Below are 19633 nucleotides of genomic sequence, written 5' to 3'. Positions count from 1 at the left end.
GTCAGGCGGAAAAACGGGGGGCATCGCGCGGGAAAACTGCCGGAACGATCCGGCTCCAGGCCCCGCGAAGCGCGCCACCTCGCGGGGATGTAGTATTCGCCTTCACGAGTGTCCTCACAAGCGCGCAACTACGTACGCGCTCTACGTAATACTACGTAGCCTTCCGGCCGGTTTTTTCGACGATGAAACTCAAAGCAAAGATTGTCCTGCTGGCAATCGTGCCCTTTCTGGCCGCGATCGCCGCTATCGAAACCGGCGTGCGCCGCGAAGCCACGGCGCTCGCCGAGCGGCAGCACGCGATCACGCAGGCCGCCTACATGGCGAGCAAGGAGCTCGAACTCAAGCACTACGTCGAGCTCGCGACCACCGCGATCGCGCCGCTCTACGAAGCCGGCCGCGACAATGCGCGCGACGACGCGCTGCTGCGCACGCGCGCGCTCGACGTGCTCGGGAAAATGGATTTCGGCAAGGACGGCTACTTCTTCGTCTACGACCTGCACGGCCGTACGCTGATGCATCCGCGCGAGCCCGATCTGGTCGGCCGCGATCTCTGGTCGCTGCGCGACAGCCAGGGCACGCCGACGATCCAGCAGCTGCTCGCCGCAGCCGCGCGCGGCGGCGGTTACGTGCGCTACCTGTGGCATCGGCCGTCGACCGGCAAGGTCGCGTCGAAACTCGGCTACGTGGTGCCGCTCGAACGCTGGGGCTGGATGATCGGCACCGGCATCTATCTCGACGACGTCGACGCGGCGCTCGCACATCTCGACGCCGAGGCGGCGGCCAACATCGATCGCACGATGCAGTGGATCGACGCGATCGCGATGGCGGGGCTCGCGGCCATCGCGCTGTGCGCGCTCGTGCTCAACGTGACCGAATACCGCAGCGCCGATGCGAAGCTGAAGCGGCTCGCGCGGCAGGTGGTCGAGTCGCAGGAAAACGAACGCGCGCGGCTGTCGCGCGAATTGCACGACGGCATCAGCCAGATGATGGTGTCGGTGAAGCTGCTGCTCGAATCCGCGCTTGCGCGGCTCGAGCGCGGCGAAGCGCGCGTGCCCGCCGCCGAGGCCGCGTTGTCCACCGGACTTGCGCGGCTCGGCGAGACGCTGCGCGAGGTGCGGCGCATTTCGCACGCGCTGCGTCCGTCGATGCTCGACGACCTCGGCGTCGCCGCCGCGCTCGAACAGCTCGCGCGCGAACTCGGCGACGAATCCGGCATCGAGATCGGCTTCACGCAGATCGCGCACACGCATGCGGCAACCTTGCCCGACGCGGTCAACACCGTGCTGTTTCGCATCGCCCAGGAAGCGCTGACGAACATCGTGCGTCATGCGCACGCGTCGAGCGCGTCGCTCGCGCTCGAAATCGCGCACGATGCCGTCACGCTGACGATCGCCGACAACGGCCGCGGCTTCGACGTGACCGACGTGTTCGTCGGCCGGCGCGCCGGTGTCGGTCTGCGCAATATGCGCGAACGGCTCGAAGCGCTCGGCGGCGGCCTGTCGCTGAGTTCGCAAGCGGGTCACACCATCGTCACCGCGCGCGTGCCGCTGCATGCTGCCGGCGCACCGTTGCCGTCCCTGCAGGAAATCAGCTCATGAACGACACCTCCACGCGTTCCATCGCGCGCCTGCTGCTCGTCGACGATCATCCGCTCGTGCGCGACGGTTTGCGCGCGCGCCTCGAAGCGGTGCGTCATTTCGAAGTGGTCGGTGAAGCGGGCAACGCGCAGGAAGCACTCGCGCTCGCCGGGAAAGAAGCACCGCACCTCGCGTTGATGGACATCGGCATGAACGGAATGAACGGCATCGCGCTCGCGAATCTTTTTCACGAGCGTTTTCCGGCGATTCGCGTGCTGATGCTGTCGATGCACGACAACCTCGAATATGTGACCCAGGCGGTACGCGCGGGCGCGAGCGGCTACGTGCTGAAGGATTCGCCCGCCATCGAAATCATTCAGGCGATTGGCGCGGTGCTCGACGGCAAGACGTTTTTCAGCGCGGAGTTGAGTTCGCGGCTGATTCAGGCGTCGGCGACGCAATCGCCGATCGAACGTCTGACGCCGCGCGAGCTCGACATTCTCGATGCGCTCGCCGAAGGACTATCGAGCAAGCAGATCGCGCAACGCAACGATCTGTCGGTGCGGACGGTGGAAACGCATCGATTGAATCTGAAGCGCAAGCTCGAAATAGAAGGTCAGGCGGAATTGATCAAGTTCGCGGTCGAGCATCGGAGGACGCGCCGCTGACGTTTGCGCGCGCGATAATAGTTCAAACATCTGGAGCGGCCTGAGCATGAAACGACTGTTCGAACTCCTCGCCGGTCTGCTGATCTGCGCATCCACGGCTCACGCGCAGGCGGAACCGGCGCGCGTCAATCGCGGCCACGATCCGTTCATGCAGATCTCCAAAGCCATCGCCGATTGCCCGACGCCGCTCGGTCCGTTCGAAACGGAAAAGGAATGGCTCGACGACAGCCATTACCGGATCGAGCGCGGCAATAGCTGCTGGATAGAAGGCCGCTGCCGTTTGTCGAATGCCTATCTGTACGACAAGGAAATCGCCGAAAGCGTGCAACGGCGTCTCGCGAATCTGAACGTGGCGACGCACTGGCGCGAACAGTCGACGCTGTGGCTTACGCTGCAACGCCGCTTTATTTATGTCGAAGGCTGCGTCGCGTCCGGTTTCGACAAGAAAACCTTTCTCTCCGAACTGGCGAAAACGGCGGACGTCGATCGCGTGATCGACAATACGGTCACCGATCCGCACGCCGCGCAACTGCCGTACCGCACGCAGGCAGACCCGGACAAACCGGTACTCGAACCGGGCAATTAGCGCTTTACAGGTGTGAACGCGCGCGGCGCTTTTCATCGTGCCGGCCTATATCGGCAAACCTCGATAGCAACGCAGAAATCGATCTTTGGCCTTCATGACGTCATTGCTAACATCGGCGGCCCAACCTAACGGTCCGCGGAACAATGACAACATATCGATCGCAACGTACCGGGTTCTTTCCCGCATTCCGCCTTGGCCTGATCGGCGCCGCCGTCGCCAGTCTCGTCACCCTCGCCTCGTGCGGCGACGACAATCCGCGCACCACGTCCAGCAGCGCGCCCGCGACCAATCCCGTCGTCGCGCATAAGCGGCCGAACATCCTGTACATCATGGCCGACGATCTCGGCTATTCCGACATCCATGCATTCGGCGGCGAGATCAATACGCCCAATCTCGACGCGCTCGTGCAAGCGGGCCGCATCCTGACGAATCACCATACCGGTACCGTCTGCGCGATCACGCGCTCGATGCTGATCTCCGGCACCGACCACCATCTGGTCGGCGAAGGCACGATGGGCGTGCCGACCGACGAACGCAAGGGGCTGCCGGGCTACGAAGGCTATCTGAACGATCGCGCGCTGTCGGTTGCGCAGTTGCTGAAGGACGGCGGCTATCACACGTATATGGCCGGCAAGTGGCACATCGGCTCGGGCATCGTCGGCAGCGCGACCGGCAGCGGACAAACCCCGGACCAGTGGGGCTTCGAGCGCAGCTACGCGCTGCTCGGCGGCGCCGCGACCAATCACTTCGCGCACGAGCCGGCCGGTTCGCAGAACTACACCGAAGACGGCAAATACGTGCAGCCCGGCCAGCCGGGACAACCGGGCGGCGCCGGCGGCAGTCCCGCGGTGTTCTATTCGACCGACTTCTATACGCAGCGCCTGATCTCGTACATCGATTCGAACAAGGGCGACGGCAAGCCGTTCTTCGCGTACGCGGCCTATACGTCGCCGCACTGGCCGCTGCAGGTACCGGATCCCTATCTGCACAATTACGTCGGCAAATACGACGCGGGCTACGACGCGATCCGCGACGCGCGCATCGCGCGGCAAAAAGCACTCGGCATCATTCCGCAGGATTTCGTGCCGTACGGCGGCGCGTCGGAGACGCTGGCCGCGAACCCCGCCACCGCCGGCAACGGCACGGTGAACGCGAAATACGTGAGCGCCGTGCATAGCGCCGCGCAAGGCTACACGGACTACGGCCCCGGTTACGTGAACAAGAAGTGGGACAGCCTGTCGCCCGCCGAAAAGAAAGCGCAGACGCGCTACATGGAAATCTACGCAGGCATGGTCGAAAACCTCGATCACAACATCGGCCTGCTGATCCAGCATCTGAAGGACATCGACGAATACGACAACACGTTCATCATGTTCCAGTCGGATAACGGCGCGGAAGGCTGGCCGATCGATTCCGGCGCGGATCCGACCGCGACCGATACCGCGAACGCGAGCGAGCCGACCTATTCGCAACTCGGCACCGACAACGGCCGGCAGAACGCGCAGCGCCTGCAATACGGCTTGCGCTGGGCCGAAGTGAGCGCGACGCCGTTCCGGCTGACCAAGGGCTATTCCGGCGAAGGCGGCGTATCGACACCGTTGATCGTGCATCTGCCGGGGCAAACCACGCAGAAGCCGACGCTGCGCGAATTCACGCACGTGACCGACAACACCGCGACGTTCCTCGCCGTCGCGCAGATCACGCCGCCCACGCAGCCCGCGCCGCCGCTGATCAATACGCTCACCGGCGTCGACCAGAACAAGGGCAAGGTGGTCTACGACAATCGCTACGTGTACCCGATCACCGGCCAGTCGCTGTTGCCGCTGCTGAACGATCAGGCGACGGCGCCGGTGCACGGCGCGTCGTTCGGCGACGAGGCGTATGGCCGCGCCTATCTGCGCAGCGCCGACGGCCGCTGGAAAGCGCTGTGGACCGAGCCGCCGCTCGGACCCGTCGACGGTCACTGGCAGCTATACGATATGAGCGCCGATCGCGGCGAAACGCAGGACGTGTCCACGCAGAATCCGTCGATCATCGACGGTCTCGTGCAGCAGTGGAACAGCTATATGAGCAGCGTCGGCGGCGTCGAGCCGTTGCGTCCGCGCGGTTACTACTGAGCGTGCGATGACGTTTCCATTCAGGTTCAAGGGCGGCGCGGCGTTGTACGGCACATATGCCGCGATTGCGGTAGTCGCGTTTTCGGCCGCGTTTGCCGCGGCCTTTGCCGCCATCGCCTCTTCGCAATCCGGCGGCGGCCACGCCAGCGCCTTCGACGCGCTGAACCGGGCGCGTCCGCTCGCCGCGCTCGGCTCCGAATCGCAATGCGTGCGCTACTCCGGTTTGCCCGCGCGCTGGCGTGACGATCCGCAAGCCGGCATGGTGCATCTGCATGGCGGCGACTTCGTGTTCGGCAGCAAGCTCGGTTATGAAGACGAACGCCCGGCCGGCGACGGCACAACCCATGTCGCCGGCTTCTGGATCGATCAGACGGACGTCACGAATGCGCAGTTTGCGGCGTTCGTGCGAGCGACCGGCTATGTCAGCGATGCCGAACACCAGGGCGGCGCGGTCGTCTTTCACACGCCGACGCGCGAAGAGATGAACGCGCGCGATCTCGCGTGGTGGAGTTGGGTCAAGGGCGCCGCGTGGAATCATCCGGGCGGTCCGGGCAGCAATCTCGATGGCAAGATGAACCAGCCTGTGACGATGGTCACGCAGGCCGACGCACTCGCGTACGCGCGCTGGCTCGGCCGCGATCTGCCGACCGAAGCCGAGTGGGAATACGCGGGCAAGGCCGGTCACGAAGGCGCGGATCTCGACACCGCGCCGCGCGACGAACACGGCAAGCCGGGCGCGAACTACTGGCAAGGCGTGTTTCCGGTGCTCGACACCGGCGAGGACGGTCACATCGGACTCGCGCCGGTCGGCTGCTATGCGGCGAACGACTTCAGGCTCTACGACATGATCGGCAATGCGTGGGAGTGGACCAAAGACGTCTACACCGGCCCGCACCAGTCGCACACGAACGGCGATACCGCGGCCGTCGCGCCGCTCGGCCGCCGGCACGACACGCCGATGGTCATCAAGGGCGGCTCGTTTCTATGCTCGCGCGACTACTGCGTCAGATATCGCGCGGCCTCGCGCGAACAGCAGGAAGCGGACTTGCCGGCCTCGCATATCGGCTTTCGCACGGTGCTGAGGGATGCGTCATGAAGCGACGTAGCGTGGTGGCCGCCGTCGCGTGGTTGGTGCTCGGTGCATCGTCGTTTCAGGCTGCGCAGGCGGCCCAGGCCGCGCCGCAAGCGATCAAGGTCGGCGTGAGCGCGGGCGCCCAGGCCGAGATCATGAACGAAGTGCGTCGCGTCGCCGCGACGCGCGGCCTTGCGCTCGACGTCGTCGTATTCGATCAGCCGTCGCGTATCGACGCCGCACTTGTGGCGAAGCAGATCGACGCCGCGAGTTTCGAAGACGAACCGGCGCTCGACGCGCGGCGCAAACGGCACGGCTACGCGCTGACGAGAGTCGCCACGACCGTGACGTTTCCGTTCGCGCTGTACTCGCGCAAGCTGACGAACCTCGGCCAGTTGCAACGCGGCGCGACGATCGCGATTCCCGACGATCGGGCAGGCATCGCGCGCGCATTGATCCTGCTGCAAAACGAAACGCTGCTGACGTTCAGGGACAGCGCGGGCCTGCACGCGACACTCGCCGACATCACGAGCAACCGGCTCGATCTGAAGATTCGCGCGATCCCTCGCGCGCGTTTGTACGATGCGTTGAATAGCGTGGCATTCGCGGTGATCGACAGCGACAGCGCGGCACGTGCGGGGCTTTATCCGGCACGCGACGGTCTCGGTCTCGAAGACGCACGCTCTCCTTACGCGAACGTGTTGACCGTGCGCGACAGCGACCGCGGCGGCGCGTGGGTCGCGCAACTCGTCGCCGCCTATCACTCGAACGACGTCGCGCATTTCATCCTCACTCGCTATCAGGACTCGGTGCGCCGGCCATGGTGAACACGTTCTCGTTCGCCTGTTCCGCGTGCGGCCAATGCTGCAACAGCCCGCCTTCGATGACGCTCGCGGAACTGTTCCAGCATCGCGATCGCTTCATCGGCTGCATTGCGATCGGTCGCGTGGCGCGCCGGCGCCCGGGCGAGAAGCTGCGCATCGGCCGGTATGAAACCGTGCTCGACGAAGCCGATTGCGCGGCATTCGATACGCTTGCCGATACGCTGCTGCATCGCGCGGGCGACACCTTCAGCATTACCGCGCAAGGCTTCGACTACCCGTCGCTCGCGCGCTGCCCGGCTCTCGCCGACGACGGACGCTGCGCGATCCATCTGCACGGCAAGCCGCTGACGTGCGAAGTGGTCCCGCTCGATCCGCTCGTGCCGGACAGTCTGCAACATCTGGTACTGGCCGAACGCGCCCAGGACGCTGCCTATCTCGGCAGCGCGTGCATTCAGGAAGGCAAACGCGATGACGCCGCGCTGCTGGTCGAGCAAGGCCGCCTCGTCGACAGGCTGGCGCGGGATGCTCTCGCGCGCCGCCGTCGCGCGCTCGAACAGGAACGCTTCATATGGACACAAGCCGTTTTTGAAGCGTTGCGCGCGGACCTGTTCGATTCGCCCGCCGCGCTCGCGCGGATTCCCGCCGGCGGCTTTCTGACGATCTCGCTCGTGCCCGCGCTACTGACCGTCGCGGCGGCTTCGGCGCGCAGCCGCGCGTTATGCATCGACTATATCGACAGTCAGATCGCATTGATCGATCGCGGCATTGCGCGGGCGCTCGCACGCCGAAGGCTCGACGATCGTCCGGTCACGCAGCAATTGCGCGGTTTTGCCAATGCGTATCGGCACGCCAAGGGGCAGCTCGTCGACACACTGGCCGCCGAACACGGCAACGGCAATCTGTCGGCACATGCCGCCATCGAAACGTATTTGAGCCAGGCCTCTCGCTGACCCGCCGCGCCCATTTGGCCGGTGCGCGCCACGATTCCGACGACGGTTTCAAAGCTGCGCGTCCAGTAGCCGCGCGAACTTTTCGACGAGCTTTTCGGTGAACGGCCGGTGCATCCACGCTTCGAGCGTGACGCGCCGCGACTTCGCAATGTCGTCGGCGAACACGGCGGTCTGCTGCTTCGCGAAGTCGCGATCGTAGATGTTGAGGTTCGCTTCGTCGTTGAGCTTGAACGAGCGGTTGTCGAAGTTGGTCGAGCCGACCGAGACCAGGTATTCGTCGACCACGAGCAGTTTGCAGTGAAACATGGTCGGCTGATACTCGAACATCTCGACACCGGTTCTGAGCAGATCGCCCCAGCACGCACGCGACGCTTCGCGCACCGTATGCGTGTCGATATGCTTGCCCGGCGTGACGATCTGTACTTTCACGCCGCGTTTCGCCGCTTCGACGAGCGCGTTGATGGTCAGTTTGTCAGGCACGAAGTACGCGCTCGCAAGATGCAGACTGTGCGTGGCCGCGGTAATCGCCATCAGATACATCAACTGCATGTCGTCGCTGCCGCCCGACGGCGAGCTGCTGAACATATGCGCGAGCCCTTCGCCCTCTCCTTTGGCTTCGGCATCGACAGGTGGGAAATATTCGGGGCCGTGCAGGACGTTGCCGGTCGCCTTGATCCAGTTGTCCATGAACACCGCCTGCATATGGCCGACCACCGGGCCCGTCACGCGAAAATGCGTATCGCGCCAATGCTTTTCGTCCTGCGCGTTGCCGGTCCACTCCGGCGCAATGCCGACGCCGCCGGTAAAGCCGATCCGGCCATCGATCACCAATAGCTTACGGTGCGTGCGATCGTTCATGCGGCCTAGTCCGGTCCAATGTGGCTTGTGGTACTTGACTACTTCGGCGCCGGCCGAGCGCAGCATATCCAGATAGCGCTGATCCATTTTCGACGAGCCGACCCAATCGAGCAGTACATGCACGGCGACGCCTTCACGCGCCTTGTCCGCGAGCGCACGCGCAATCTGTTCGCCGATTTCGCCGGACCAGTAGATGAACGTTTCAAACGTAATGGTTTTACGCGCCGAGTGAATGCCTTCGAGCATCGACGGAAAAATACGATCGCCGTTGAGCAGCATGTCGAAGCGATTGCCCGGCACGACCGGCGGCCCGAGCAGCAATCCCATCGAACGAAGGAATTGCGGATCCTCGCTCTTGTAGAGCCGTTTGATCCTGTGTTCTATTTTCTTTTCGCCGCTCGACAGATTGGCAATGATCAGTACGATGACGAGCGTGACGAACGCGGTAATAGGAATAGTCAGCATGCGTGGCCTCGATGCTAAGCGGGGCACAAGGTATGCGCGCCCAGCCGCCTGATTTGCAGCTTTTTGACAATCCTGGCATCCGGCCGAGGTTCATCTCAACCGGCCGCTCTGGTGACCTATTGCTTTACCTGACCAGCGCGAATGCTTCCCGGCTCGCTATTTCGCCCGCGCCAAATACACCGATTACCGTATAGTCCGACGCCACGCATTCGAACGTCGACTCGAGAAAAGTAATGACGAAATGACGCCGTGCCGGCGCCGCGGCCGCAATTGACGTGGAGCCGGCCGGTACCGCCGCGATTTCCGCGCACAACGACGAATTGACGACTTCATGCACCGAATAGCCGGACAGACCTTGCGCGGCGAGCGGATGAATCATGAGATCGGCGTCGCCCGGCGGACCGAGCCGATGAAACACGGTGTCGGCAAACAGCACCGCGCAAAAGGGATCATCGTCGGGATCGAATGGTCCGAACCGTTCAAAGTCCGACTCCGCGATCGGATACGTCAGAATCACGCGGCGATCGCTCGCGACGATGAACGGTTCGGCGGCATCGGCTGCCGGATGGGGAACGGAGTCCAGCAGGACGACCAGGTCCTCCTGCCGGGGTGCATCGAAGGTGTTAACCATCTTCTACTTCACGACTCCGCTGCAATTACTCGCCCGCTTGCGCCGTCGACGTTTGCGGCGCCGCCGCGGCAGGGGCCGCGGCGCTCTTCACGGCAGCCTTGCGCGCCGGTGCTTTCCTTGCCGTCTTGATCGCGCTCTTGCGGCCGGCGGTTTTCTTTACTGCGGCTTTTCTGCTCGCCGGAGTGGCCTTTTTCGCCGCCGTCTTTTTCACGGCCGTCTTACGAGCCGCACCGGTTTTTTTAGCCGCTGCTTTTTTCGCCGCGGTCTTTCTGCCCGCCGCGCCACTCGTGGCCGCTTTGGCTTTACCGGTTTTAGCCGCCGCTTTACCGGCTTTCGGAGCCGCCGCCGCGCCTTCAATCAGGAATTTGCTGCGGTCCTTGACCGCCGCGAGCCACGCGGGCGCCGGACCGCGGCCGCTCCAGGTCGCGCCGGTTTTCGGATCCAGGTACTTCGGCGGCTGCACGCCTTTCGGCTGACCTTTGCCGCGCCGGGCCGGGGCCGCCGCCGCTTTCATTTCGCTCGCACCGTCCACCAGGAATGGCGTACGGTCCTTCACGCCGGCAATCCAGCCCGGCGCGCGACCATGACCTGTCCAGGTCGCGCCGGTGGCGGGGTCGCGATATTTCGCCGAGCCCATCGATTTAGCCGCCTTGGCCGCTCCGGCGGGTCGTCCCCTGCCGTTTCCGGTGAGGCCATTCAGACCGCGCGCCACGCGTCTTGCCTTGGCGCGCGCTTCGATATCCGCGGTAGTCAGGCCGTGCCTGAGCATCAACTCACGAATCTGATCGACCGCAGCCTGTGCTTTCCTGGCAATCAGGACATCAGCTTGCGCCTGGAGTTTCTTAAGCTTTGCTTGGATTTGCTCTAACGAAGGCATCTGGTTCCTCCTTATGTGGTAATCGTCGAACTATGCCATGAATGAAGCAAGAAAGGCAGTTTATTGGACTATCCGCAACTTCAGTACATCGATAGGATCACTCGCGTCGCGTACAAATATGAGATTTCCAGCTTCTCCACTGCCTCATCGTGTCTTTCTCTTCCTTTTCCTTTTCTCCTGACTCTTCTCCGTGCTTTCAGTTCCGCGGCTCAGGTGGGCGTAAAAACGACGGCCTGGCGATCGTCGATGTACCTCACGCTTCGTATAAAGCGGTAGTGTTGACCGTCCGCTGTTATCCGGTTGAGCCCCAGATGGGTCAGCATCAACATTTCATCTGCCTGAAAAGCATCGACAACGCCGGAATCTGTTAAATCGTCCAATGCGCCGGACGGATTTCCGACATAAACGCTGCGTACCTGCTTGCCGATCCGCATCACGACCACGCTTTTTCCCTCGTCGAGCGCCAATTCGAGATATCCGGCGAGTGTCCGTAACGACTCCGGCGTGCAAGTTCTGGTCTGATAGATCGCAGCATTCGATGGCGTCATTTCTGTTTCCCCGTCACCCGCATCAACGACAAAAGGCCGCTGCCGTCCTGTGCGGCAATAACCGCTTCTACTATAGGCAAGCATTCGAATATTCAAAGGAGACTAGTTCATTTTTTTAATTGAAAACAGTCCTTTCTCGCACCCGGCTATAGAGCAATGCATTGAAGAAGGGCAAAAACACGGGGTTCGGGCGCGCAATACACTCAGCGCCGCCGGTAACCGACGGTTACCAATCTTGCAATTGCCGTTTCGCCCGCGCCGGGCTCGGGCTTTTACACTGCGGTCCGTGCCTCGTGGCATGCCCGCGGTCATCAATAGCGAGGCTCCGAAGAAGGTGATGCGGAAGATTATTGAGAAGATGCGGGGTGACGCCATTTTCGACCCACTCTACAGGACGGTATTTGCAATGAAAGCTGGTTATATTCGAACCGCCCTCGCGGCGGTGGTACTCATTTCTGCAATGACCGGCACCGCGAATGCGGCCGGTTGCCTGAAAGGCGCGGTAGTAGGCGGTGTCGCCGGACATTACGCGGGACATCATGCGGTGGCCGGCGCGGTCGGCGGCTGTCTGGTCGGCCGGCATATGGCGAAAAAGCATGCGGAAGAACAGGCTGCGGTGCAACCCGCCGCGCATCAGCAGGGCAGAATGCAATAGCCGGCAAAGTACACCGGTGTCACCGCCGGCCGTCGGTCACATACCAGGGTTTGAAATCGGTCCGGCGGCAAGACGCGCTGCTCTCCGCTCTCACGCAATCCGCAACCCGCGAGCGGGCAGGATCTCCTGAGTGGTGACGAAACGATGCTGTTTGACCGCGTCGTGAAAAAGGCGGTAGTCGCTTTTCTCGAACTCACTGGTCCACACCGGTCTGTCCCCGGTGTCGTCATCGCATAACAAACCGGTGGCTTTGTGTTTCCACGAGCCGCGTCCCTTGGCGATATAACCGGGTACCGGTTCTTTCAGACCTGGAATACGGCCGGCTTTCACCCACTCGCAGACAGTGCGCAAACGCATGTTGTCGTCGGGATTCCGGTTCGTACCGAGCAGTCTGGTGAGTGCGTCTTTCACGTCGTCAGGCATGCCGGGCTGGTTTTCGAAATCCTCCTTCCCGGCCAGATGACCGCGTACGGCGCGGCAAGCCATTTCCGCCGCCTGGACGAAATCCGGCAGATTGTGTCGCGAGATGAAGTTGTTCTGGCCGTCGATGTAATGCCAGCGCGCCCACGGTTGATCGGGATAGTGCAATGCGGCGCCGTGGCCGACCGGCAGCGCGATCGTCACAATGTCTTCCTCGATATGCTCGATCAGATGTTCGACCGCGCGCTCCAGACTCGCCAGCCAGCCCTTGCGCGTGCAATCCTGGGCTTCCAGCAGATGCACGCGGTTCCACGGGCTTTCGATTCCCGCGAATCCCTGGTGCGCCCAGGTATCGACATACGTATGAAGCGTCACGCCGAGTCGGTGCAAAGCCGTTTCCGAATCGCGCTGCCGGATGGCGCGCCGCACGACTTCGCGCGCCACCTCGCTGTCCGGCCGGCAAATGGCTTTTTCCTCCAGGCTTGCCCCCACTCCGGCAGGCAGAAAATGAAATGGCGTCCAGACCAGGCGATTCTGGTCATTCTCGGTATTGGCGTAATCGAATAACTTGTGCGCGGTCGCAAACCGCTCGTATGTTTCGCCGCCTTTAAAACGGAGTATTCCGCTCGTTGTCGCATCGTCGACGTACTGACATGCATGGGCGACCGTCTGTGCGTCGTCGGGTGTCATTCCACCGACTCGCGCGGCAATGTAGACCACACCGTAGTGAAAGTCGATATTCATGGCATGCGCTCCTGGCGCGCGAAGAAGAACGGCCGGCGTATTCCCGGTGGCCGGCAGGAGGGTGGCGGGGGTTGCGTGTGCGTAGATAGTAGACGAGTCAATGGCGCGAGACTTGAAAAAAGACGCATTTTCCGCGTTTTTGAGCCAGTCAAACGTTTGGGCTGCTGCCGGGAAGCAGAGAGTCGATGCGGCGCTGCACCGCCCGGCCGCGCGCGTGAGTACGGAGAAACACGTAGAAAAAGGACCGCTGGGCGGCATATGAACCACCCATGGAGCAGACCAGTCAGGTCGGATACGTTAACGGAGAGAGGTTATTCCAGTGCCTGTTCATTCAGATACCCGAGCGCGAGCCTCCGGTGACAATGATGTGTAAATGTCCACTGCAAAGCAAGCGGCCCGACTGAAATAGCGCAATATCCAGATTGCTCTCCACGCGGCGCTTCGCAATCAGCTCGAAATACTCGCCGCGCGGGTTATCTCGACTCCGCTCCCCAAAAAATAAAGCCTCGCTGCGATTCCGCAGCGAGGCCCGGGCTTCAGCGCGTCATACGTATTTCGCGCGCTATCACTTGACGATGTCGACGAGTTCGACTTCGAACGTCAGGTCGGTGTTCGGCGGAATCGGGCCGACCCCGCGATCGCCATATGCGGTCGCCGCCGGGCAGGTGAGCCGCGCCTTACCGCCTACTTTCATTTTCTGAACGCCTTGCGTCCAGCACGGAATCACGCGATTGAGCGGGAACGTGGCCGGGCCGCCGTGCTTCGCGGAGCTATCGAATTCGGTGCCGTTGGGAAGCGTGCCGCGATAGTTGACCTTGACGACGTCGGTCGCGGACGGTTGCGGGCCCGTACCTTGCATGAGGTGTTCGACGACGACCCCGGACGGCAGCTTTTCCGTAGCCGGCGCGGCAGCCATTGCGGTCGAGGAAAGAACGGTTGCGGCCAGCAATGCAACGAGTGATTTCAAGGCGAGTCTCCAATGGGGTGATTCGCCGCATTGTAGCGGATCGACGGCACGGCCCCGGCTGAAGGATGCACGGCTGAGCGTCGCCGCGAAGCGGCTTTCGATGAACCACTGCCGCAACGCCGAAGTCCACGTGAATATCCCCGGCGAGCCATTCGCCGGCACGCGAATCTCATGCTAAAGAGCGCTTTCGATGACCGAGCCGGCCCCACCCGACGATCGCAACGATCGCGACGATCCCGCCACCCCGCCTCTTTCGACGGCTGACGCAGCGCGCCGCGCGCCCCGGCCACGGCGGATTCCGCGCAGCCGCGCCCAGCAGGCGCGGCTCGACGCGCGCGAGCCCGCTTTCGAACCGCTGCCGTTCCCGTCGTACACGCCGGAAGAAGCGCGCCGCCCTTTCGCGGACAAACTCGACGCGTGGTTCGCCGCACGCCGCTGGCAGCCATTCGATTTTCAACGCGACGCGTGGCGCGAAATTGCCAGGGGCGCGAGCGGTCTGCTGCATGCAACTACCGGCGCCGGCAAGACCTGGGCCGTGTGGTTCGGCGCGCTCGCCGCGTTCGCGAGCGAATCGTCCGCGGCGCGCAAGCACCCCGAGCCGCTCACCGTGTTATGGATCACGCCGATGCGCGCGCTCGCCGCCGACACCGCGCGCGCGTTGCAAAGCTCGGCGGCCGAACTCGCGGTGCCCTGGAGCGTCGGGCTGCGCACCGGCGATACGTCATCGGCCGAACGCGCGCGGCAAAACCGGCGCATGCCGTCCGCGCTCGTCACGACACCCGAGAGCCTGACGCTGATCCTCACGCGCGCCGATGCGCGCGAAGTGCTCTCGCACGTACGGCTCGTGATCGTCGACGAGTGGCATGAATTGCTCGGCAACAAGCGGGGCACGCAGACACAACTCGCGCTCGCGCGTCTCACGCATTGGCGGCCCGACTTGCAGGTGTGGGGCCTGTCGGCGACGCTCGGCAATCTGCCGTTCGCCGAAGACGTGCTGCTCGCGCCGGTCGCGACGCCGCGCGTCAGCGTGCGTGGTGCACTGCCCAGGACACTGATCGTCGACACGCTCATTCCCGAGACGATCGAGCGCTTTCCGTGGGGCGGTCATATGGGCATGCGTCAGGTCGATGCCGTCGCGCATGCAATCGATGAAGCACGAACCTCGCTCGTCTTCACCAACACCCGCTCGCAGTGCGAGGTCTGGTATCAGGCGCTGCTCGAAGCGAGGCCTGAATGGGCCGGATCGATCGCGCTGCATCACGGTTCGCTCGATCAGCAGGTGCGCGAATGGGTCGAGCGCGGTTTGAAGAACGGTTTGCTGAAAGCGGTCGTATGTACGTCGAGCCTCGATCTAGGCGTCGATTTTCTGCCGGTCGAACGCATATTCCAGATCGGTTCGCCAAAGGGCGTCGCGCGTTTGATGCAACGCGCCGGACGCTCGGGCCATGCGCCTGATTTGCCGTCGCGCGTGACGATCGTGCCGACGCATGCACTCGAACTGATCGAAGCCGCCGCCGCGCGCGAGGCCGTCGAAAGCCGGCGGATCGAAAGCCGCGACACGCCGGAAAAGCCTTTCGACGTGCTGGTGCAGCATCTCGTCACCGTCGCGGCAGGCGGCGGCTTCGACGCGCGCGAGCTATACAGGGAAATACTGCGCACCTATGCATACCGCGATCTCACGCAAACGGAATTCGACTGGGCACTCGGCTTTGTCGAAGGCGGCGGCGCGATGCTGCGCGCGTATCCGGACTACCATCGCGTCGCACGCGGCGACGACGGTCTCTATCGCGTGCCGCGCGACGATCTCGCGCGGCGGCATCGCAACAACATCGGCACGATCGTCGCGAGCGGCACGCTGAATGTCGCGTATCTGTCGGGCGGACGAATTGGCGCAATCGAGGAATCGTTTATTTCACGGCTCAAGCCCGGCGACGTTTTCTCATTCGGCGGCCGCGTGCTGGAACTGGTCCGCGTGCAGGACATGACCGCGTGGGTACGGCGCGCGACCTCGTCGCGCGGAGCGATGCCGCAATGGGCGGGCAGCCGCATGCCGCTTTCGTCCGAACTCGCCGACGCCACGCTGACGATGCTCGCGCGCGCCGCCGAAGGCATCTATGACGAACCGGAAATGCGCGCGGTTCGCCCGCTGCTCGAATTGCAGCAGAAGTGGTCGGCATTGCCCGCGCCCGGGGTACTCGTCATCGAGTTGCTGAAATCGCGCGAAGGACATCATTTCTTCTGCTATCCATTCGCGGGACGCACCGCGCATATCGGTCTCGGTGCACTGCTCGCATGGCGCGTCGCACGCGAGAAGCCCGGCACGTTTTCGATTTCGATGAACGACTACGGTTTCGAGTTGCTGTGCGCGCAACCATTCGATTGGGATGCGCAATTGCAATGCGGCTTACTGTCGCTCGACGAACTCGATCACGACATTCTCGCGAGCCTCAATTCGTCCGAATTGTCGTTACGGCGTTTTCGCGAGATTGCGCGCGTATCGGGACTCGTCTTTCAGGCGCATCCGGGACAGCAGAAAAGCGCGCGGCAATTGCAGGCGTCGAGCGGACTTTTCTACGAGATCTTCCGTCAGCATGATCGCGGCAATCTTCTATTGAGCCAGGCCGATACCGAAGTATTGCTGCAGGAACTCGACGTGCGGCGCATTCGCGGCGCGCTCGAGCGAATGAACGCGAGCCGCGTCGTCATGACGCAGCCCAAAAAGCCGACGCCATTCGCATTTCCGTTGATCGTCGGACGCCTGCGTGAAAAAGTCAGCACGGAGAAGCTCGCGGATCGCGTCGAGCGGATGCTGGCGGAACTCGAGAAGGCAGCGCAACGATGACGTTCTCCTCGCTTGCAATCGAGATCGCCGGACAGCCGCTCGTGCTGTCGAGCTTGCGCGCGAGTTTCGATCCGGTACTGCGCGCGCTCTTTATCGCCGATGCGCATTTCGGCAAGGACGCCGTATTTCGCGCGCGCGGCATTCCGGTGCCGACGGGGTCGACCGCGGACAATCTGCTGCGTATCGATCTGCTGATCGCCGAATTCGAACCGGTGATGCTCGTGTTTCTCGGCGATCTGCTGCACGCGCGCGAATCGCTGACGCCGCTCACGCTCGACGCGTTGCATGCGTGGCGCGCGACGCATCCGCAATTGCACGTGGTGCTGGTGGAAGGCAATCACGACCGGCATGCGGGTGCGTTGCCTCGCACACTGGATGTCGAATACGCGCGCGCGCCGTGGCGTGTCGGACCGTGGGCGCTGTGTCATCATCCGCGCGCGGTTGACGGCGCGTATGTGCTTGCGGGTCATGTGCACCCGGTCTATCGGATTACGACGCGGACCGATTCGGTGCGTGTGCCGTGTTTTCGGCTGGGTGCCGATTGCGGGGTGCTGCCGGCTTTTGGGAGCTTTACGGGAGGCGCGCGTGAGACGGGACGCGTCGCTGGGGAGAAGGTCTTCCTCGTCGTGCAGGACAAGGTGATCGAACTGGCGGGGTGAGTGGACGGTGGTGGCCGTCCACTGCTTTGACTCGTTTTGCCTGTTTACTTCTTCTGCTGTTTCTTTGCTGTTGCTCGGGACCGGTTCGGGTGCGGGGACCGGGGAGCCGGTCTCCGCACCCGATGGGTGCCCCGCGTGATGCGGGGATCGCCCACCGGTTAGTGGTTGCCGCCGCCGTGGCCGCCGCCATTGCCACCGCCACCACCGCCGTAGCCGCCACCATGGCCGCCGCCGAAGCCACCGCCGTGGCCGCCGAAGCCGCCGCCGTGGCCGCCGAAGCCGCCGCCGAAACCACCACCGTGGCCGAAGCCGCCACCGAAGCCGCCGCGGCCACCGCCAAAGCCGCCACCGAAGCCGCCGTTGCCCGGACCACCGCGGCCGCCGTTGCCCTGGCCTCCGCCGTTGCCCTCGCCTCCGCCATTGCCCTGGCCTCCGCCGTTACCCGGGCCTCCGCCGAAGCCGCCGCCAAAGCCACCACCGTGACCGAAGCCGCCACCGTGGCCACCGCCAAAGCCGCCACCGAAACCGCCGTTGCCCGGGCCACCGCGGCCACCGTTGCCTTGGCCTCCGCCGTTGCCCTCGCCGCCGCCGTTGCCTTGGCCGCCGCCGTTGCCTTGGCCGCCGCCGTTGCCTTGGCCGCCGCCGTTGCCTTGGCCGCCACCGTTGCCTTGGCCGCCACCGTTGCCACCATTGCCGGGACCACCGCTGCCACCATGACCGCCGTTTCCGGGGCCGCCATTACCTTGGCCACCACCGTTGCCGCCATTGCCCTGGCCACCGCCGTTGCCACCGTTGCCGGGACCGCCGCTGCCACCATGACCGCCGTTTCCGGGGCCACCGTTGCCTTGGCCACCACCGTTACCGCCATTGCCCTGGCCACCGCCGTTGCCACCGTTGCCGGGACCACCGCTGCCACCATGACCGCCGTTTCCGGAACCACCGTTGCCTTGGCCACCACCGTTACCGCCATTGCCCTGGCCACCGCCATTACCACCGTTGCCGGGACCGCCGCTGCCACCATGACCGCCGTTTCCGGGGCCACCGTTGCCTTGGCCACCACCATTGCCGCCATTGCCCTGGCCGCCACCGTTGCCACCATGGCCACCGTTTCCGGAGCCTCCGTTGCCTTGGCCTCCGCCGTTGCCACCGTTGCCGGGACCACCGCTGCCACCATGACCGCCGTTTCCGGGGCCGCCATTGCCTTGGCCACCGCCGTTGCCGCCATTGCCCTGGCCACCATGACCGCTGGCGCCGTGACCACCATCGCCATGACCACCATCGCCGTGGCCGCTATCGCCATGACCGCCGTCACCGTGACCGCCGTCACCATGGCCGCCATCACCGTGACCACCGTCGCCATGACCGCCGTCGCCGTGACCGCCGTCGCCATGACCGCCGTCGCCATGACCGCCATCACCGTGACCGCCGTCACCATGGCCACCGTCACCATGACCGCCATCGCCATGGCCACCGTCGCCGTGACCGCCGTCGCCATGACCGCCGTCGCCATGACCGCCGTCACCATGGCCGCCATCGCCATGACCGCCGTCACCATGGCCGCCATCGCCGTGACCGCCGTCACCATGGCCGCCATCACCATGACCGCCATCGCCATGGCCACCGTCACCATGACCGCCATCGCCATGGCCACCATCGCCATGGCCGCCGTCACCATGGCCACCGTCACCATGACCGCCATCGCCATGACCGCCATCGCCATGGCCACCGTCACCATGACCGCCATCGCCATGACCACCGTCACCATGACCGCCATCGCCATGACCGCCGTCACCATGGCCGCCGTCGCCGTGACCGCCGTCGCCATGACCGCCGTCGCCGTGACCACCGTCACCATGACCGCCGTCACCGTGACCGCCGTCACCATGGCCACCATCGCCATGGCCGCCGTCACCATGGCCACCGTCACCATGACCGCCATCGCCGTGGCCGCCATCGCCGTGGCCGCCGTCGCCATGGCCGCCGTCGCCATGGCCACCATCACCATGTCCATGACCGCCGTCGCCATGGCCGCCATCACCATGTCCATGACCGCCGTCGCCATGGCCACCATCTCCATGACCGTGACCGCCGTCGCCGTGGCCACCATCGCCATGACCGTGACCGCCGTCGCCATGGCCACCATCTCCATGACCGTGACCGCCGTCGCCGTGGC

The 19633-nt window shown here is 64.0% G+C and carries 17 protein-coding genes; 11 read left to right on the top strand and 6 right to left on the bottom strand.

Going from position 1 to position 19633, the window contains the following annotated elements:
- Window positions 1–182: 182 nt before the first annotated feature.
- From QM685_RS13305 to QM685_RS13275, 7 genes are all read left to right on the top strand, one after another.
- The gene (locus QM685_RS13305) at window positions 183–1598 is read left to right on the top strand and encodes a cache domain-containing protein (protein WP_415116564.1); all 1416 of its coding nucleotides are present in this window, start codon (window positions 183–185) and stop codon (window positions 1596–1598) included.
- Window positions 1595–2245 (top strand): response regulator, encoded by a 651-nt coding sequence (locus tag QM685_RS13300; RefSeq protein ID WP_415116562.1) that lies wholly within the window; start codon window positions 1595–1597, stop codon window positions 2243–2245. Before QM685_RS13305 ends, QM685_RS13300 begins: the two co-directional genes overlap by 4 nt.
- A gap of 46 nt (window positions 2246–2291) precedes the next feature.
- Window positions 2292–2831 (top strand): hypothetical protein, encoded by a 540-nt coding sequence (locus QM685_RS13295; protein WP_415116560.1) that lies wholly within the window; start codon window positions 2292–2294, stop codon window positions 2829–2831.
- Window positions 2832–2974: 143 nt separating this feature from the next.
- Window positions 2975–4948, top strand: coding sequence for an arylsulfatase (locus QM685_RS13290; RefSeq protein ID WP_415116558.1), 1974 nt, complete (start codon window positions 2975–2977; stop codon window positions 4946–4948).
- 7 nt (window positions 4949–4955) lie between these two features.
- On the top strand, window positions 4956–6044 hold the full coding sequence (locus QM685_RS13285; RefSeq protein ID WP_415116556.1) for a formylglycine-generating enzyme family protein: 1089 nt from the start codon (window positions 4956–4958) through the stop codon (window positions 6042–6044).
- Window positions 6041–6847, top strand: a complete 807-nt coding sequence (locus QM685_RS13280) for a MetQ/NlpA family lipoprotein (protein ID WP_415116554.1) — start codon at window positions 6041–6043, stop codon at window positions 6845–6847. Before QM685_RS13285 ends, QM685_RS13280 begins: the two co-directional genes overlap by 4 nt.
- On the top strand, window positions 6841–7794 hold the full coding sequence (locus tag QM685_RS13275) for a hypothetical protein (RefSeq protein ID WP_415116552.1): 954 nt from the start codon (window positions 6841–6843) through the stop codon (window positions 7792–7794). Before QM685_RS13280 ends, QM685_RS13275 begins: the two co-directional genes overlap by 7 nt.
- A 48-nt stretch (window positions 7795–7842) precedes the next feature.
- Here QM685_RS13275 and cls read toward each other — a convergent pair whose 3' ends face one another.
- The 4 genes from cls to QM685_RS13255 all read right to left on the bottom strand — a co-directional run bounded on the left by cls (window position 7843) and on the right by QM685_RS13255 (window position 11173).
- The gene (gene cls, locus QM685_RS13270; protein ID WP_415116550.1) at window positions 7843–9117 is read right to left on the bottom strand and encodes a cardiolipin synthase; all 1275 of its coding nucleotides are present in this window, start codon (window positions 9115–9117) and stop codon (window positions 7843–7845) included.
- Window positions 9118–9241: 124 nt separating this feature from the next.
- Complete coding sequence (locus QM685_RS13265; protein WP_415116548.1) at window positions 9242–9748, bottom strand: hypothetical protein; 507 nt, start codon at window positions 9746–9748, stop codon at window positions 9242–9244.
- A gap of 25 nt (window positions 9749–9773) precedes the next feature.
- Window positions 9774–10625, bottom strand: coding sequence for an H-NS family nucleoid-associated regulatory protein (locus QM685_RS13260; protein WP_415116546.1), 852 nt, complete (start codon window positions 10623–10625; stop codon window positions 9774–9776).
- A 209-nt stretch (window positions 10626–10834) separates the two neighbouring features.
- Window positions 10835–11173 carry a hypothetical protein gene (locus tag QM685_RS13255; RefSeq protein ID WP_415116544.1) on the bottom strand — a complete coding sequence of 113 codons (339 nt, stop codon included), beginning with the start codon at window positions 11171–11173 and terminating at the stop codon, window positions 10835–10837.
- Window positions 11174–11579: 406 nt separating this feature from the next.
- On the opposite strand from QM685_RS13255, the gene QM685_RS13250 reads away from it, so the two are divergent.
- Entirely contained in the window at window positions 11580–11828 is a 249-nt protein-coding gene (locus QM685_RS13250) for a hypothetical protein (RefSeq protein ID WP_415117011.1), read from the top strand.
- A gap of 90 nt (window positions 11829–11918) precedes the next feature.
- Here QM685_RS13250 and QM685_RS13245 read toward each other — a convergent pair whose 3' ends face one another.
- Together QM685_RS13245 and QM685_RS13240 are read right to left on the bottom strand one after the other, a co-directional pair.
- The gene (locus QM685_RS13245; RefSeq protein ID WP_415116542.1) at window positions 11919–12992 is read right to left on the bottom strand and encodes a DUF6765 family protein; all 1074 of its coding nucleotides are present in this window, start codon (window positions 12990–12992) and stop codon (window positions 11919–11921) included.
- Between the two features lie 565 nt (window positions 12993–13557).
- A complete protein-coding gene (locus tag QM685_RS13240; protein WP_415116541.1) occupies window positions 13558–13959 on the bottom strand; it encodes an FKBP-type peptidyl-prolyl cis-trans isomerase in 402 nt (133 codons plus the stop codon).
- A gap of 190 nt (window positions 13960–14149) precedes the next feature.
- Here QM685_RS13240 and QM685_RS13235 point away from each other — a divergent pair, with 190 nt between their 5' ends.
- The 3 genes from QM685_RS13235 to QM685_RS13225 form a co-directional block, all read left to right on the top strand.
- Window positions 14150–16801 carry a ligase-associated DNA damage response DEXH box helicase gene (locus QM685_RS13235; protein WP_415116539.1) on the top strand — a complete coding sequence of 884 codons (2652 nt, stop codon included), beginning with the start codon at window positions 14150–14152 and terminating at the stop codon, window positions 16799–16801.
- On the top strand, window positions 16798–17460 hold the full coding sequence (gene pdeM / locus QM685_RS13230; RefSeq protein WP_415116537.1) for a ligase-associated DNA damage response endonuclease PdeM: 663 nt from the start codon (window positions 16798–16800) through the stop codon (window positions 17458–17460). Before QM685_RS13235 ends, pdeM begins: the two co-directional genes overlap by 4 nt.
- Window positions 17461–17636: 176 nt before the next feature.
- A partial coding sequence (locus QM685_RS13225; RefSeq protein ID WP_415116535.1) for a hypothetical protein occupies window positions 17637–19633 on the top strand: 1997 nt, incomplete at its 3' end.

Origin of the sequence: Paraburkholderia sp. (assembly GCF_047605525.1) — a bacterium.
In the GTDB taxonomy this organism is placed as follows: domain Bacteria; phylum Pseudomonadota; class Gammaproteobacteria; order Burkholderiales; family Burkholderiaceae; genus Paraburkholderia.
Note: the sequence above shows the minus strand (reverse complement) of the source record. Positions and strands in the feature narration are given on the sequence as shown.